Source organism: Kitasatospora herbaricolor, assembly GCF_030813695.1.
Classification (GTDB): domain Bacteria; phylum Actinomycetota; class Actinomycetes; order Streptomycetales; family Streptomycetaceae; genus Kitasatospora; species Kitasatospora herbaricolor.
In genome coordinates, this window is sequence record NZ_JAUSVA010000002.1 from 1,132,150 (window position 1) to 1,146,040 (window position 13,891).

11 protein-coding genes are annotated in these 13,891 nt (G+C 72.1%); 6 read left to right on the forward strand and 5 right to left on the reverse strand.

Features of this window, described 5'->3' with window-relative positions; genetic code table 11:
* Window positions 1-173 precede the first annotated feature (173 nt).
* On the forward strand, window positions 174-1,643 hold the full coding sequence (locus J2S46_RS05370) for an extracellular catalytic domain type 1 short-chain-length polyhydroxyalkanoate depolymerase (RefSeq protein ID WP_191292817.1): 1,470 nt from the start codon (window positions 174-176) through the stop codon (window positions 1,641-1,643).
* Window positions 1,644-1,764: 121 nt separating this feature from the next.
* On the opposite strand, the gene snpA is transcribed toward J2S46_RS05370, so the two are convergent.
* Window positions 1,765-2,424, reverse strand: a complete 660-nt coding sequence (gene snpA / locus J2S46_RS05375) for a snapalysin (protein ID WP_229913150.1) — start codon at window positions 2,422-2,424, stop codon at window positions 1,765-1,767.
* A gap of 219 nt (window positions 2,425-2,643) precedes the next feature.
* Between snpA and J2S46_RS05380 the strand changes: the two genes are divergently transcribed.
* The 4 genes from J2S46_RS05380 to J2S46_RS05395 all read left to right on the forward strand — a co-directional run bounded on the left by J2S46_RS05380 (window position 2,644) and on the right by J2S46_RS05395 (window position 5,966).
* Window positions 2,644-3,648 carry a LysR family transcriptional regulator gene (locus tag J2S46_RS05380; protein WP_229913151.1) on the forward strand — a complete coding sequence of 335 codons (1,005 nt, stop codon included), beginning with the start codon at window positions 2,644-2,646 and terminating at the stop codon, window positions 3,646-3,648.
* A 92-nt stretch (window positions 3,649-3,740) separates the two neighbouring features.
* Entirely contained in the window at window positions 3,741-4,340 is a 600-nt protein-coding gene (locus tag J2S46_RS05385) for a helix-turn-helix domain-containing protein (RefSeq protein WP_191292819.1), read from the forward strand.
* Between the two features lie 134 nt (window positions 4,341-4,474).
* Window positions 4,475-4,948, forward strand: coding sequence for a GNAT family N-acetyltransferase (locus J2S46_RS05390; protein ID WP_307348883.1), 474 nt, complete (start codon window positions 4,475-4,477; stop codon window positions 4,946-4,948).
* Between the two features lie 250 nt (window positions 4,949-5,198).
* A complete protein-coding gene (locus J2S46_RS05395; protein WP_191292820.1) occupies window positions 5,199-5,966 on the forward strand; it encodes an alpha/beta hydrolase family protein in 768 nt (255 codons plus the stop codon).
* A gap of 144 nt (window positions 5,967-6,110) precedes the next feature.
* Here J2S46_RS05395 and J2S46_RS05400 read toward each other — a convergent pair whose 3' ends face one another.
* From J2S46_RS05400 to J2S46_RS05415, 4 genes are all read right to left on the reverse strand, one after another.
* Window positions 6,111-7,124, reverse strand: coding sequence for a LacI family DNA-binding transcriptional regulator (locus J2S46_RS05400; protein ID WP_229913152.1), 1,014 nt, complete (start codon window positions 7,122-7,124; stop codon window positions 6,111-6,113).
* A 233-nt stretch (window positions 7,125-7,357) separates the two neighbouring features.
* On the reverse strand, window positions 7,358-8,353 hold the full coding sequence (locus J2S46_RS05405; protein WP_191292821.1) for an ABC transporter substrate-binding protein: 996 nt from the start codon (window positions 8,351-8,353) through the stop codon (window positions 7,358-7,360).
* Between the two features lie 58 nt (window positions 8,354-8,411).
* Window positions 8,412-9,467 (reverse strand): ABC transporter permease, encoded by a 1,056-nt coding sequence (locus tag J2S46_RS05410; protein ID WP_229913153.1) that lies wholly within the window; start codon window positions 9,465-9,467, stop codon window positions 8,412-8,414.
* Window positions 9,464-10,375 (reverse strand): ATP-binding cassette domain-containing protein, encoded by a 912-nt coding sequence (locus tag J2S46_RS05415; protein ID WP_307348887.1) that lies wholly within the window; start codon window positions 10,373-10,375, stop codon window positions 9,464-9,466. Before J2S46_RS05415 ends, J2S46_RS05410 begins: the two co-directional genes overlap by 4 nt.
* Before the next feature lie 315 nt (window positions 10,376-10,690).
* On the opposite strand from J2S46_RS05415, the gene J2S46_RS05420 reads away from it, so the two are divergent.
* Window positions 10,691-13,813 (forward strand): GH92 family glycosyl hydrolase, encoded by a 3,123-nt coding sequence (locus J2S46_RS05420; RefSeq protein ID WP_191292823.1) that lies wholly within the window; start codon window positions 10,691-10,693, stop codon window positions 13,811-13,813.
* The last annotated feature ends 78 nt before the right edge of the window (window positions 13,814-13,891 follow it).

Here is a 13,891-nt window from a genome sequence, read left to right on the forward strand (position 1 = left end):
ATGGCGCCGGCTGCCATCCGCGACCGCCCGGTGTGTGCGCGTGCCACGTATCGGCCCCCGCCCGGCCGGCCGTACCGTCCGGCATCAGCAACCGAGTGGGCGGCCCCCGCCGCCGAGGTCCCCCCACGGACCGCGGCGGCCGCCGCCTCCCCCACCCCACTCAAGGAGTACCCGTGCGTCCCTCCGTCCTGCGCAGACTCCTGCGCCGCGTCACCTGCACCGCGGTGCTGGGCCTGGTCGCCACCGGACTCGTCACCACCACGTCCACCGGCGCGGCCACGGCCGCCGGCACCCTCCAGCAGGTCGGCAACTTCGGTACCAATCCCGGGAATCTGGCGATGTACGCGTACACGCCGGCCGGCCTGCCGGCAGGCGCGCCGCTGGTGGTCGCCTTGCACGGCTGCACGCAGAGCGCCAACGACTACTTCACGCACTCGGGTTGGCAGAAGTACGCCGACCAGTGGGGCTTCGCGGTGGTCTTCCCGCAGACCAACTCGGCGAACAACAGCTCCTCCTGCTTCAGCTGGTTCGACGCCACCAAGGACACCAGGGGCAAGGGCGAGGCCGCCTCCGTGGTTCAGATGGTGAACACCGCCGCGGCGCAGTACGGTTCGGACACCCACCGGGTCTTCGTGACCGGGCTGTCGGCCGGCGGCGGAATGACCGCCGACCTGCTCGCGGCCTACCCGGACGTGTTCGCCGGCGGCGCCGTCGACTCCGGCCTGCCGGCGCAGTGCGCCACCTCGCTGGCCGCCGCCTCCGGCTGCCAGCAGAACAACCAGAACCTCACCCCCGCGCAGTGGGGCGACAAGGTCCGCGGCGCCAACCCCGGTTACACCGGCCCGTGGCCGCGGGTCGCCATCTGGCAGGGCACCTCCGACTACACCGTGTACCCCGTGAACGCCACCGAGCTGCGCGACCAGTGGACCAACGTCTGGGGCATCGGCCAGAGCGCCTCCAGCACCCAGTCGCTGCCCGGCGGCACCACGCTGTCCGTCTACAACGACGCCGCCGGCAGGCCCGCCGTCGAGCTGTACTCGGTGGCCGGGATGGGCCACGGCCTGCCGATCGCCCCCGGCTCCGGCGCCGACCAGTGCGGCAGCGCCGGCGCCTACTTCCTCAGCACCATCTGCTCCAGCTACTGGACGGCGAAGTTCTGGGGCCTGGACGGCGCCCCCACCGGCGGCGGCACCGGCTCGCTGCCCGCCCCGGCCGGGCTGGGCGTCACCGGCAGCACCGACACCACCGTCTCGCTCTCCTGGACCGCGGTCGCAGGCGCGGCCTCCTACACCGTCTACCGTGACGGCGCCGCGGCCGGCAGCGCCGTTTCGGCCTCGTTCACCGACGGCGGACTGACCGCCGCCACCTCCTACGGCTACACCGTCGCGGCGGTCGACTCCGCCGGGAACACCGGTGCCCGCTCCGCCGCCGTGACGGCCACCACCACGGGCTCCCGGCCGCAGTGCTTCACCGCCAGCAACTACGCGCACGTCGCGGCCGGGCGGGCGCACCAGAGCGGCGGCATCGCGTACGCCAACGGCTCCAACCAGAACCTCGGCCTGTGGAACACCTTCGTCACCCACACCCTGGCGCAGACCGCTCCCGGCTGGTTCGTGCTGGCCGACGGGGGCTGCCCGGCCTGACGCACCGCACCCGTGACGCCGGACGGCCCGGCCCCGTTCGATCGGGGCCGGGCCGTCCGGCGTCGGGCACCCCGGCGCCGCGGTGCCGGTGTGCCGGTGCCGCGGGACGGGTGCTACGGGGTCAGCGCACCGTGGTGAGGGCCCCGGTGTTGGCACTCAGGCCGTTGACCCAGAGCGAGTTGACGCGGTTCCGCTCGGTGGTGTTCGGGTACGCGTTGGTGCAGGAGGTGCCGGGCCCGCCGCCGGACATCAGCTCGCTGCACGGGCCCGAGTAGTGGTCCGGCAGGCCCAGCACGTGGCCGGTCTCGTGCGCCGTCACGCGGACGGAGTTGTACTGCTGGTTCTGCCGGTAGTCCAGGAAGACGTAACCCCGGCCGTGGCCGTCGGTGCTGGCGTAGGAGCCGCGCGAGTCGTTGCCCTCGTAGTACCGGAAGTCTGCGTTGGTGCCGGAGCGGAGCTGGACGTTGCGCACCGAGCCGTTCCAGATCTGCGCGCTGCTGGCGATCTGGTTGCGGAAGGTCGGTGCGCTGCTGGCGTCGTAGGTCACCGTGACGGTCTGCAGGAAGGGCGCCGCCGCCTGCTTGGCGAGTGCGGACTTCATCACGGCCTCGTAGAAGGCCTGGTTGGCGGCCTCCTCCTCGGCCGAGCCGGCGTAGGAGGACGCGGTGTAGTGCTGACGGGGAGCGCTGTCGGCGGACGCGGCGGACGCGGGCACGGCGGCCAGGCCGGTGCCCAGGGCGAGGCCGATGGTCAGCGACAGGGAGATCAAGGAGCGCTTCACGTGGGGGACTCCGTTCGCGTGCCGCCCGGCCCTGGGGGTGATCGGTGACCGTGCGGCGGCGGGTGAACTTCTGATGCGCAGAGCTTCGTTCAGCAGAACGGGTGAGCGGATGATGCCAACCGGCGATAGCTCGGGCCAATGGTCCCGCGTCCGGGAATCCGGTATTCGACAATTTGACATGTCCTTGTCGTTCGTTTGCCATCCCGATATGCTCCCCGGGTGGAGCTCGACGTGAGACACCTCCGGGTGCTGTGCGCGATCGCGGACACCGGCAGCGTGCGGAAGGCCGCCCAGCAGCTCGGCATGACCCAGCCGTCCCTCACCACCCAGTTGCACCGGATCGAACGCACCGTCGGCGGACCGCTGTTCACCCGCGAGCAGACCGGCAGTCAGCCCACCGCCCTCGGCCATTCGGTGCTCTCCCGGGCCCGGCCGATCATCACCGACCTGGCCGCTCTGGTCACCGCCGCCCGCCAGGAGTCCTCCGGGACGGCGAAGCGGCAGTTGCGCATCGGCAGCGTCGGCAGCCGGGCAGTCGCCGCCTGGCTGCGCCGGGTCCACGACCGGCTCCCGGAGACCGACACCACCATCCACATCGACATCTCCGCCATCGCCCTGCTGCGGATGGTCGCCGCCGGCCAGCTGGACATCGCCTTCGTGCACGAGAGCGAGGGGTTCCCGCTGCCCGTCCCGGCCGGCGCCGAGCACCGCGTGGTGGTGGCCCGCGAACCGCAGTTCGTCGCCCTCTCGGTCCGCCACCCGGCCGCCGCCCAGCCGGTGGTGCGGCTCGCCGACCTGGCCCACGACACCTGGATGGTGGACCCGACGGCCGACCACGAGTACGCCGCGCTGCGCCGGGTCTTCAGCGAGGCCGGGCTCGACCCGCGCGTCCTTCAGGTCCGCGACAACGCCACCGCCGCCGAACTGGTCGCCTCCGGCGAGGCCGTCCGCCCCTGCCAGCCGACCTCCACCCCCGGCCCGGGGACCGTCGTCCGGCCCGTCCACGGCGACCCCCTCGCCGTACGCCTGCTGCTCGCCTGGAGACCCCGGGCGCTCAGCGGCGCCGCGCTCGACGCCCTGCACACCGATCTCCGCGCCGCCTACACCGACCTGGCCCGGGTGAACCCGGCCTACCTGACCTGGCTGCTCCAGCACAACCGCTCCCTGCTGAACCTGCTCGGCCCGCCGCTTCAGCTCCCGGTGGCGCAGCAGCCCGGCGGCTGACCGCGTGCCCGCAGCCCCGTCCGCCACCCCGCTTCCCACCCCGCTTCCAGTTCCGTCCAGTTCCATCCCCGATATGGGATATTGTCTCCATCATGAGAACCAGCGAGAGCGGCCAGGCTGCCGGGGAGCACGTGGGAGAACAGCTGGAGGCCCGCCTGGCCGCCCGGCTGGCCACCCTGCGGACCGAACAGGGCTGGTCGCTGGACGAGCTGGCCCGGCAGACCGGCATCAGCCGCTCGACCCTGTCGCGGCTGGAGCGGGCCGAGATCAGCCCGACCGCCGCCCTGCTCGGCAAACTCTGCTCGGCGTACCGGCGGACCATGTCCCAGCTGCTGGCCGAGGTCGAGTCCGAGCCGCCGCAGCTGGTGCCGGCCGACCGGCAGGCGGTATGGCGGGACGAGGCCTCGGGCTTCACCCGGCGGTCGGTCTCCCCGCCGCACCCGGGACTGCGCGGCGAGGTCGTCGAGGGCGTCCTCCTGCCGGGCGCGGACATCTCGTACGACGGACCGCCGGTGCCCGGGCTGGAGCAGCACATCTGGGTGTTGGAAGGCGAGTTGGAGGTCACCGCCGGCGAGCAGGCGCACCTGCTGCGGGCCGGCGACTGCCTGCGCCTGCGCCTCTGGGGCCGCTCGCGGTTCCGCAACCCCGCCGCCGGCCCGGTCCGTTACGCGGTCCTGGTGGTGCTGCCGTGACCGCCCGACCGGGTACGCACGGGCCCGCGCCGACCCCGTCGCCCTCCGCACCGAGCCCGGCAGCCGGCCCCCTTCCGGGAAGGACCCCGGCGCCCGCCGTCAGCCGCCTGTCCGCCGACGGCTTCGCGGCCGCCGTGCCAGGACTGGCCGACCTGCTGGCCGACGCGGTGGCCGGCGGCGCCTCGCTCGGCTTCCTCGCCCCGCTCGACCGGGAGGCCGCGGCCCGCTGGTGGCGCGCCCAACTGCCCTCGGTCGCGGACGGCACCCGGACGGTCTGGGTCAGCCACGGCCCGGACGGCCTCAGCGGCACGGTGAGCCTCACCCTGGAGCAGAAGGCCAACGGCCGGCACCGGGGCGAGATCGTCAAGCTGATGGTGCACCGCGACGCCCGCGGCCGGGGCCTGGCCCGGGCCCTGCTCGCCGTCGCCGAGCAGGCCGCCGTCCGGGCGGGGGCCACTCTCCTGCTGCTGGACACCGAGACCGGCAGCGCGGCGGACCACCTCTACCGGGCGGCCGGCTGGACCAGGTACGGCATCGTCCCGGAGTACGCGGCCGACCCGGACGGCGCGCTCCGGGACTGCAGCTTCTACTACAAGCGGCTCGACTGACGCCGCCCCCAACTCCCCACTCGCCACCGCTCGGTTCGCAGCGCGGCACAGGAGCGTTCCACCAGCAGGAATCATCGGCGAGCCGGCGGTCGATCTGGTAGCTTTCAGTTGCCGGTGACACTGCCCGAGGAGGTGAGACCCATGAACGCTGTACTTCTGTGGGTGCTCCCCCTCCCGTCACGGCTGGGCGATTGACCTAGGTCTCGCCGGGAGCGCCTCGACAACAAGGCACTCCCGAAGGGCAACATCCATGCACTCTCTGCAGTTCACCGCCGAGTCGTCGTCGAACGGCGTGGTCGAGCACGACTTCACCGTGGGCGGCGTCCCCGGCGTTCTCTGGTCGCCGGCCTCCGGCGCAGCCGATCGAGCCCCGCTGGTCCTGATGGCCCACGGCGGGGGCAACCACAAGAAGCACCCGGCGATGGCCGGCCGCGCCCGGTTGCTGGTGGCCGGCTGCGGGTTCCACGTCGCCGTCGTCGACGCGCCCGGTCACGGCGACCGGCCCCGCACGGCGCACGACGAGGCGGAGATCGCCGAGCTGTTCCGGGCGAGGGCGGCGGGCGAGCCGGAAGGCCCGATCGTCGTGCGCTACAACGACCACCTGGCGCAGCTCGCCGTGCCCGAGTACCGGATGCTGCTGGACGCCCTCCAGGAGCTCCCGGAGATCGGCTCCGACGGGCCGGTCGGCTTCTGGGGCATCAACATGGGCACCGCGATCGGCATCCCGTTCGTGGCGGCCGAGCCCAGGGTCACCGCCGCGGTCTTCGGCCAGCACTGGCCCGACGTCCTGGCCGAGAAGGCGAAGCGGATCAGCATCCCGATCGAGTTCGACCTGCAGTGGGACGACGAGCACATCTCGCGCGAGGAGGGTCTCGCCCTGTTCGACGCCTTCGCCTCGAAGGAGAAGTCGTTGCACGTGAACGCGGGCGCCCACAAGGAGTTGCCCCGGTTCGAGGCCGACAGCGCGGTCCGCTTCTTCGCCCGGCACCTCGGCCGGGCGCTCGCCCCGCAGGCCTGACGGGCGCGGTCGCGGCGTCCGGTGCCGACCGGGCGCCGCGGCCACCGCCCCGGCCCGGGGCCGCCCGACCGGCGGACGGGACAACGGCCGGGACGGACGCCGACAACGGCCGACGGGCGGCGCGCTCCTCGATGCGGACGGCGGTCAGTCGGACACCCGCTGGACGGGCCGTTCACCCGATCTCCGTGCGATGAAGCGGGTGAGCAGGACGACCTTCCGCGGGGCCGAGCGGTCGCCGGCTATCCGGGAGAAGAGGAGGTTGGCCGCGGTGCTGCCGACGGCGACCGGGTCCTGGCTGACCACGGTCAGCGGCGGGTCGAGCTGCTTGGCGAGCGGCAGGTCGTCGAATCCGACGATGGACATCGGGGTCGGGTGCTCCAGGCCGTCCAGCACGCCGAGGGTGATCACGTCGTTGCTGCTGAACAGGGCGGTCGGCGGGTCGGGCAGGGCGCGCAGGCCGGCCAGTGCGCCCTGCGCGTCGCCGTGGGAGCGCAGCCCGTGCCGTACGAGGTCGGGGTCGACCGCGAGGCCGCAGGCGGTGAGTGCGTCCAGGTAGCCGGCGTAGCGCTCGGACTGGGTCCAGATCTCGTAGCGGTCGCCGAGATAGGCGATCCGGGTGTGGCCGTGGCCCAGCAGGTGGGTGACGGCCCCCCGCGCGCCCTCCCGGTTGTCGACGGTGACGGTGTCGACGTCGAGGTCCCTGGCCGGGCGGTCCACGCAGACCACCTGGGTGCCGGCCTCCATCGGCGGCTTGAGGAATCCGTGCCCGCCGATGGTGGGGACGATGATCAGGCCGTCCACCTGCCGGGCGGTGAAGGCGGCGATGACCTCGCGTTCCCGGCGCGGCTCGTCGTTGGTGCTGCCGACCAGGACCACGTAGCCGCGGCGGTGCGCCTCGTCCTCGATCGAACGGACCATCAGGGCGTAGAAGGGGTTGGCGAGGTCGTCCACCACCAGGCCGATGGTGGACGTCCCGGGTCTCTTCTGCCGCAGGTTGCGCGCGTTGTCGTTGCGCTGGTACCCGAGCTTGCGCACCGCCTGTTCGACCCGCGCGGCGGTGTCGGGCGAGACTCCCGCCTCGCCGGCGATCACCCGGGAGACGGTCATGAGACTGACCCCCGCCGCCTGGGCCACGTCCTTCATCGTCGGGCGCTTCACAGGCTTCCTCCTCGGCACGCTCCCGGTCCGCCCAAGCGCCCCTGGAGTGTGCAATCTTACGGTGCTCGACTTCCCGGGCGGGCCGGGGCGCCGGACGCGGCCGGCGCCGCGCGGGCCGTGCCTGCCGGGGGCCTGCCGGTACGACGGAACCGGAGCGGGCCCCGAGCCGGCGGCGGACCCGTGGCTCGCCGCCGGCCGTCCCGTCAAGGGCTCAGCGAGGGCTCAGCAAGCGCTCAACAAGCGTCCTTGTAGATGTACTTGCTGACCGCCGGGTCGTCCATGTTCGCCTTGGTGATCGCCACCATGGTGGTGCCGATCTGCGCGCTGACCTGCTTCTTCTCGATGGCGGCGATCGCCTGGTCGACCCCCTGGGCACCGATGCCGGCCGGGTCCTGGGCGACCAGGATGTCCAGGGTGCCGCTCTTCAACGCCGTCACCTCGTCGGGTTCCGCGTCGAAGGCCGCGACCTTCACCCGTCCCTGCCTGCCGGCGGCCTGCAGCCCGGTGGCGACGCCCTGCGCGGTGTTGGTGTTGCCGGCGAATACCCCGCCGAGGTCGGGGTGCGCGGCCAGGGTGGCCTGGATCTGCGAGGCGGCGGTGGCCGGCAGGTCGTTGTCGTAGAGCACCGGGAGCAGCGTGATGGCGGGGTGGCCGGCCTTCATCTCCTCGGTGAAGCCCTTGATCCGGGCGTCCGTGGTGGACACGCCGGGCTTGACGCTGATCACGATCGCCGAGCCCTTGTCGCCCATCAGTTCGGCCAGGGCCTTGGCGGCGGTGCGGCCGCCGGCCTCGTTGTCGGAGGAGATCCGGGAGACGCCGACGGAGCTGTCGCTGACGGTGGTGTCGACCAGGACGACCTTGGTGCCCGCGCTCTGCAGCTGCGACAGCGACGGGGTGAGGGCGGCGGTGTCCACGGGGGAGATCAGCAGGCCGTCGGGGCGCGTCGCGGCGACCGAGTCGACGATGGGCCGCTGCACGGCGACGTCCCACTGCGCCGATCCGTCCACGGTGAGCTTCACGCCCCGCTTCCTGGCCTGCTCCTGCGCGGCGCAGGCCATGGTGATGTAGAACGGGTCGCTCTTCACCCCGGTGATGAGCTTCAGGGTGGTGGCCTTGGAGGCCGCCGGGCCGCTGTCGCCGCCGCTGCCGCAGCCGGTGGTGCCGGCCACCACCAGGGCGAGGACGGCGCAGCCGCGGGCGAGCGTTCTGGCTCCACTGGATTCGAGCATGGTGAACTTCCTTCTGCGGGAGGGTTCCTGGAAGGGGAGAACCGGCGGGAGGGTGGGTTCAGCCGCGTTCGCGGCCGCGCCTGCGGAACTGGTCCAGGTAGACCGCCGCGACCAGGACGATGCCGATCGCGACGTCCTGCCAGTACTGCTGGACGTCCATGATGATCAGTCCGGTGGTGAGCACCGCCGGGATGAAGACGCCGATGACCGTGCCGAGCACACTGCCGCGGCCGCCGAACAGGCTGGCTCCGCCGAGCACGACGGCGGTGATGACCTTCAGGTTGTCGCTGGAATGCCCGGCGATCGAGGTGGTGCCGAAGTAGGCCAGCCACATGACGCTGCCGAGCCCGGAGAGCAGGCCGGTCAGGGCGTAGATCTTGACCAGGTGCCGGTCCACGTCGATGCCGACCCGGCGGGCGGCCTCCGGGTTCGAACCGATGGCGTAGGTGTACCGGCCGAACCGGGTGAAGGCGAGGACCAGGCCGAAGACCACGGTGGTGGCGAAGGCGATGACCACGAGCCAGGGGATCTGGCCGAAGAGCTTGCCGAAGCCGACCCGGTGCTGGAGTTCGCCGGAGACGGCACCGGTCGGGTCCTGGCCGCCGGTGATGATCTGCGCGATGCCGAGGGCCGCCCCGAAGCCGCCGAGGGTGACGATCAGCGGTGGCACCTTCGCCTTCGCCACCAGCCAGCCCTGCAGGCCGCCCCAGACCACTCCGGTGACCAGCGCGATCAGGGTGGACACCGCGATGGTGCCCCAGCCGGACTCCGCGCCGCCGTGGTGGATGGTGTACTCCGCGGACAGCACGGCGGACAGCACCAGGACGGACCCCACGGACAGGTCGATGCCGGCGACGATGATCACGAAGGTCATGCCGACGCCGAGCACCAGGTAGATGGCCGCGTTGGTGGCGATCTGGGTGATGTCGTAGCGGGTCAGGAAGGTGTCCGGCCGGGCCGCGGTGAAGAACGCGACGAGCAGCGCCAGGACGCCGAAGGTCCAGGTCTCGTTCATCGCGGCGATCCGGCGCACCCAGCCGGGTACGGCGCGCCCGGGCCGGAGCGGGGTGGTCGCGGCGGCCCGGTCGGCCTCGCCGGGTACGTGCGCGCTCACAGGGCACCGTCCTTTCCGGGGGTGGGCCGCGCGGACTCCCCCACCGTGGAGGGGCGTTCCGCGGAGGGGCGTCCCGCGGAGCGGGGCGCCACAGGGCGGGGTGCTTCGGGGTCGGGTACTGCGGCGCCGGGTGCTTCGAGGTCTGGTCCGGTGGCACCGGGTCCGGCGGAGCCGGGTTCCGCGGGCACCGGGTCCAGCGCACCGGTCATCGCTCCCACGAGCTCCTCCACCGAGGTGTTCGCGGCCTCGAAGACCGCCACCCGCCGCCCCAGCCGCAGGACTTCGACGCGGTCCGCCACCGAGAGCACCTCGGGCATGTTGTGGCTGATCAGCACGACGGAGACGCCCCGGTCGCGGACCCGCCTGATGGTCTCCAGCACCCGGCCGCGCTGGACCACGCCGAGGGCGGCGGTCGGTTCGTCCATGAAGATGATGCGGTTGGCGAAGGCCACCGCGCGGGCGACCGCGACCGACTGCCGCTGTCCGCCGGACAGCGAGGCCACCGGTACCCCCACGTCCCGCAGGTCGACGCCGAGCTCGGCGAACGCGGTGACGGCCGATCGGCGCATGGCCGCGTGGTCCAGGACACCGAGCCGGCCGAGCAGTCCGGGCCGGTACAGCTCCCGGCCCAGGTGCAGGTTGGCCGCCGCGTCCAGGTCCGGTGCGAGGGCGAGGTCCTGGTAGACGGTCTCCACTCCGTGGCGCCTGGCGTCGAGCGGGCTGCCGAGTTCGACCGGCACGCCGGCCACCAGGATCTGCCCGCCGTCCGGACGGACGGTGCCGGACAGCGTCTTGACCAGCGTGCTCTTGCCCGCGCCGTTGTCGCCGATCAGGGCGACCACCTCGCCGGGACGGACGGTGAAGTCGGCGCCCTGGAGGGCGTGCACCTGGCCGTAGCGCTTGCTCACCTTCCGGGCTTCCAAAAGGGGTTCTGTCATCGGGCTGGCCTCCGGACCCGTCTTGGTAACGTTCACGCGAGTGACCGGAGTCTGCTGCCGTGCATGACGGCCTGTCAATACTCCTGACAGCCGCCAATATCCCGTCAACTCCCTTAAAACGCTGGTAGTTGATGTTGTGTCATGGTCTTGACGAGCGATTCGCCGCGTCGGAACAATTGCGTCTCGCTTGGTAACGTTCCCATCCCGCTCGGAGCAAAGACCGAACCCTGAGACCGCTGGCCGCCGATCCCCGCGGCGATCCGTCTCCACTCGAAGGTGGTCCCCGTGCTCTCAACCGTCCTCAGGTCCCGCGCCGCCGCGGTGGTCAGCAGCGTTCTGCTGGCCGCCTTCGGCGCCGGCGGGATCGCCACGACCCCGGCCCACGCCGCGGCGCCCAACCTCACCCAGTACGTCGACCCGTTCATCGGCACCGACGACAGCAACGCCCCGAACCCCGTCGGCGGCGGCGCGGGCGGCTCCACCTACCCGGGAGCCGTGGTGCCCTTCGGCGGGGTGCAGTTCAGCCCCGACACACCGACGGCCTCGCCGTCCGGCTACCGCAACTCCGACACCTCGATCGAGGACTTCAGCCTCACCCACTTCGACGGAGCCGGCTGCCCGAACAACGAGGACCTGCCGCTGCTGCCGGTGACCGGTGCCCTGGGCGCCTCGCCCGGCACCAACTGGACCGGCTACGCCTCGAACTACACCAAGTCCAACGAGTCCGCCGCACCCGGCTTCTACAAGAACCGGCTCGACCGGTACGCCACCGACGTCGAGCTGACCGCGACCACCCGCACCGGCATGGGCCGGCTGACCTACCCGTCCCAGGCCGCCTCGCAGCTGCTGATCAACACCAGCCGCAGCGCCACCGGCAACCGCGGCGGCTCGGTCAGGGTGAGCGGCTCGGAGGTGACCGGCAGCGTCACCGCCGGCGGGTTCTGCGGCTCCTCCAAGACCTACCAGATCTACTTCGACATCCGCTTCGACCGCGCCCCGAGCAGCTTCGGCACCTGGGCGGGCGGCACGGTGAGCGCCGGCTCGGCGAGCACCTCCGGCACCAACACCGGTGCCTACGTCACCTTCGACACCACCGGCTCCCGGACGGTGCAGTTCAAGGTGGCCCTGAGCTACGTGAGCATCGCCAACGCGCAGGCCGACCTGGTCGCGGAGAACAACGGCTGGGACTTCGGCGCCGTCCGCTCCGCGGCGGACGCCTCCTGGAACCAGATCCTCGACCGGGCCCGGGTCACCGGCGGCTCGGCGGACGACCTCGAGAAGTTCTACACCGCCCTGTACCACGTCTTCCAGAGCCCCAACATCGCCAGTGACGTCAACGGCGACTACCGGGGCTTCGACGGCGCGGTGCACAACTCCTCGCGACCGGTCTACCAGAACTACTCCGGTTGGGACATCTACCGCTCCTGGGCGGCACTGACAGCGCTCATCGCCCCCACCGAGGCCTCCGACATCGCCAAGTCGATGGTCCTGGACGGCCAGCAGGGCGGCCTGCTGCCCAAGTGGTCCCAGCAGACCAACGAGGACTTCGTGATGACCGGCGACCCCGGACCCATCATCGTCGGCAGCCTGTACGCCTTCGGGGCACGGGGATTCGACACCGCCGCAGCACTGGCACTGATGAAGAAGTCCTCCGAGGGCGGCACCGCCCAGGGTTCGCCGATCCGCGGGAACCAGTCCACGTACACCAGCCTGCACTACCTGCCCGGCGCCCCCTCGGACTCACTGGAGTACTCGGCCTCCGACTTCGCCGTCGCCCAGTTCGCCAAGGCCCTCGGCAACACCTCGGACTACTCCACCTACATGACCCGGGCGCAGTGGTGGCGCAACACCTTCAGCCCCGAGTCGGGCTACACCCAGCCGCGCAACTCCGACGGCAGCTGGAAGTGGCCGCTCGACCCGGCCGCGCAGAGCGACTTCACCGAGGGCAACGCCGCCCAGTACACCTGGATGGTCCCCTACGACTTCGCCGACCTGGTCAACGCCATGGGCGGCCGGCAGACCGCCGTGCAGCGGCTCGACCACCACTTCACCCAGGTCAACGCCGGTCAGAGCCTGCCGTACTACTACATCGGCAACGAACCCGAGCACGGCGTGCCGTGGGCCTACAACTACGCCCGCGACCCAGCCGGCGCCTCCGCGGCGGTCCGCAAGGTGATGACCGAGTCCTTCAGCACCGGCGCCAGCGGGCTGCCGGGCAACGACGACCTGGGCGCCACCTCGGCCTGGTACGTCTGGGCGGCCCTCGGCCTCTACCCCTCGACCCCCGGCGCGGACACCCTGGCCGTGCACGGCCCGTCCTTCCCGTCCGTCCTGATCCAGCGTCCGGGCGGCAACATCACCATCAACTCCACCGGTGGCGGCTCCTTCGTCCAAGGGCTGAAGGTCAACGGGACGGCCACCGGCCACAACTACCTGCGCTACCCCGACGTCGCGGCCGGGGGCACCCTGGACTTCACCATGGGCGCCGCGCCGAGCACGAGTTGGGGCACCGGCGCCTCGGACGTACCGCCCTCCTTCCAGGACGGCGCGACGGCCGTACCCGCCGCCCCGGAGCTCGGCACCAACCTCGCCCAGGGCAGGGCGACCAGTGGCTCGGCCGCGTGCGCCGCCGCCGAGTCGAGCGACAAGGCGGTCGACTCCACCCTCCGGAACAACAGCAAGTGGTGCTCGCCGACGGCGGGTGCCTCGCTCCAGGTCGACCTGGGGTCGGCGCAGACGGTCGCCTCGGTGGTCGTCAAGCACGCCGGGCTCGGCGGCGAGAACACCGCGTGGAACACCAGTGCCTTCCAGGTGCAGACGAGTACCGACGGCAGTACCTGGACGACCGCGGCCGGCGTCACCGGCTCGCGCTCCAGCCGCACCTACACCCCCTTCACGGCGCGCAGCGCCCGGTACGTCCGGGTGGTGGTCTCGGCCCCGTCCAACACCGGCGGCAACACGGTCACCCGGCTCTACGAGCTGGAGGCCTATGCCTCCGGTCCCGCCGGGCCGGGCCCGCAGGCCGGGCCGATCACCTCCGGCCTGAACAGCGGGAAGTGCGTGGACGACTTCTCCTCGTCCACCACCTCCGGCAACGCGATCGTCCTGTGGGACTGCAACGGAAGCGGCGCCCAGACCTGGACGCCGACCGACGGGGCCCTGCAGGTCCTCGGCAAGTGCCTGGACGTCACCTCGTCGGGCACCGCCAACGGCACCCTGGTCCAGCTCTGGGACTGCAACGGGACCGGCGCCCAGCAGTGGCAGGCCGTCAACGGCACTCTGGTGAACCCCAACTCCGGTCGCTGCCTTGACGTCCCCGCCTCCGACACCACCAACGGCGTCCGGCTGGACATCTGGGACTGCAACGGTGGCGCCAACCAGAAGTGGAACCTGAAGGCCGCCGTCTAGGAGCGGCCCTACCGCCCGGTGCCCCCACCCGCTCCGGCGGTGGGTGGTACCGGGCGCCGCGTTCCGGCTTCGCCGCAC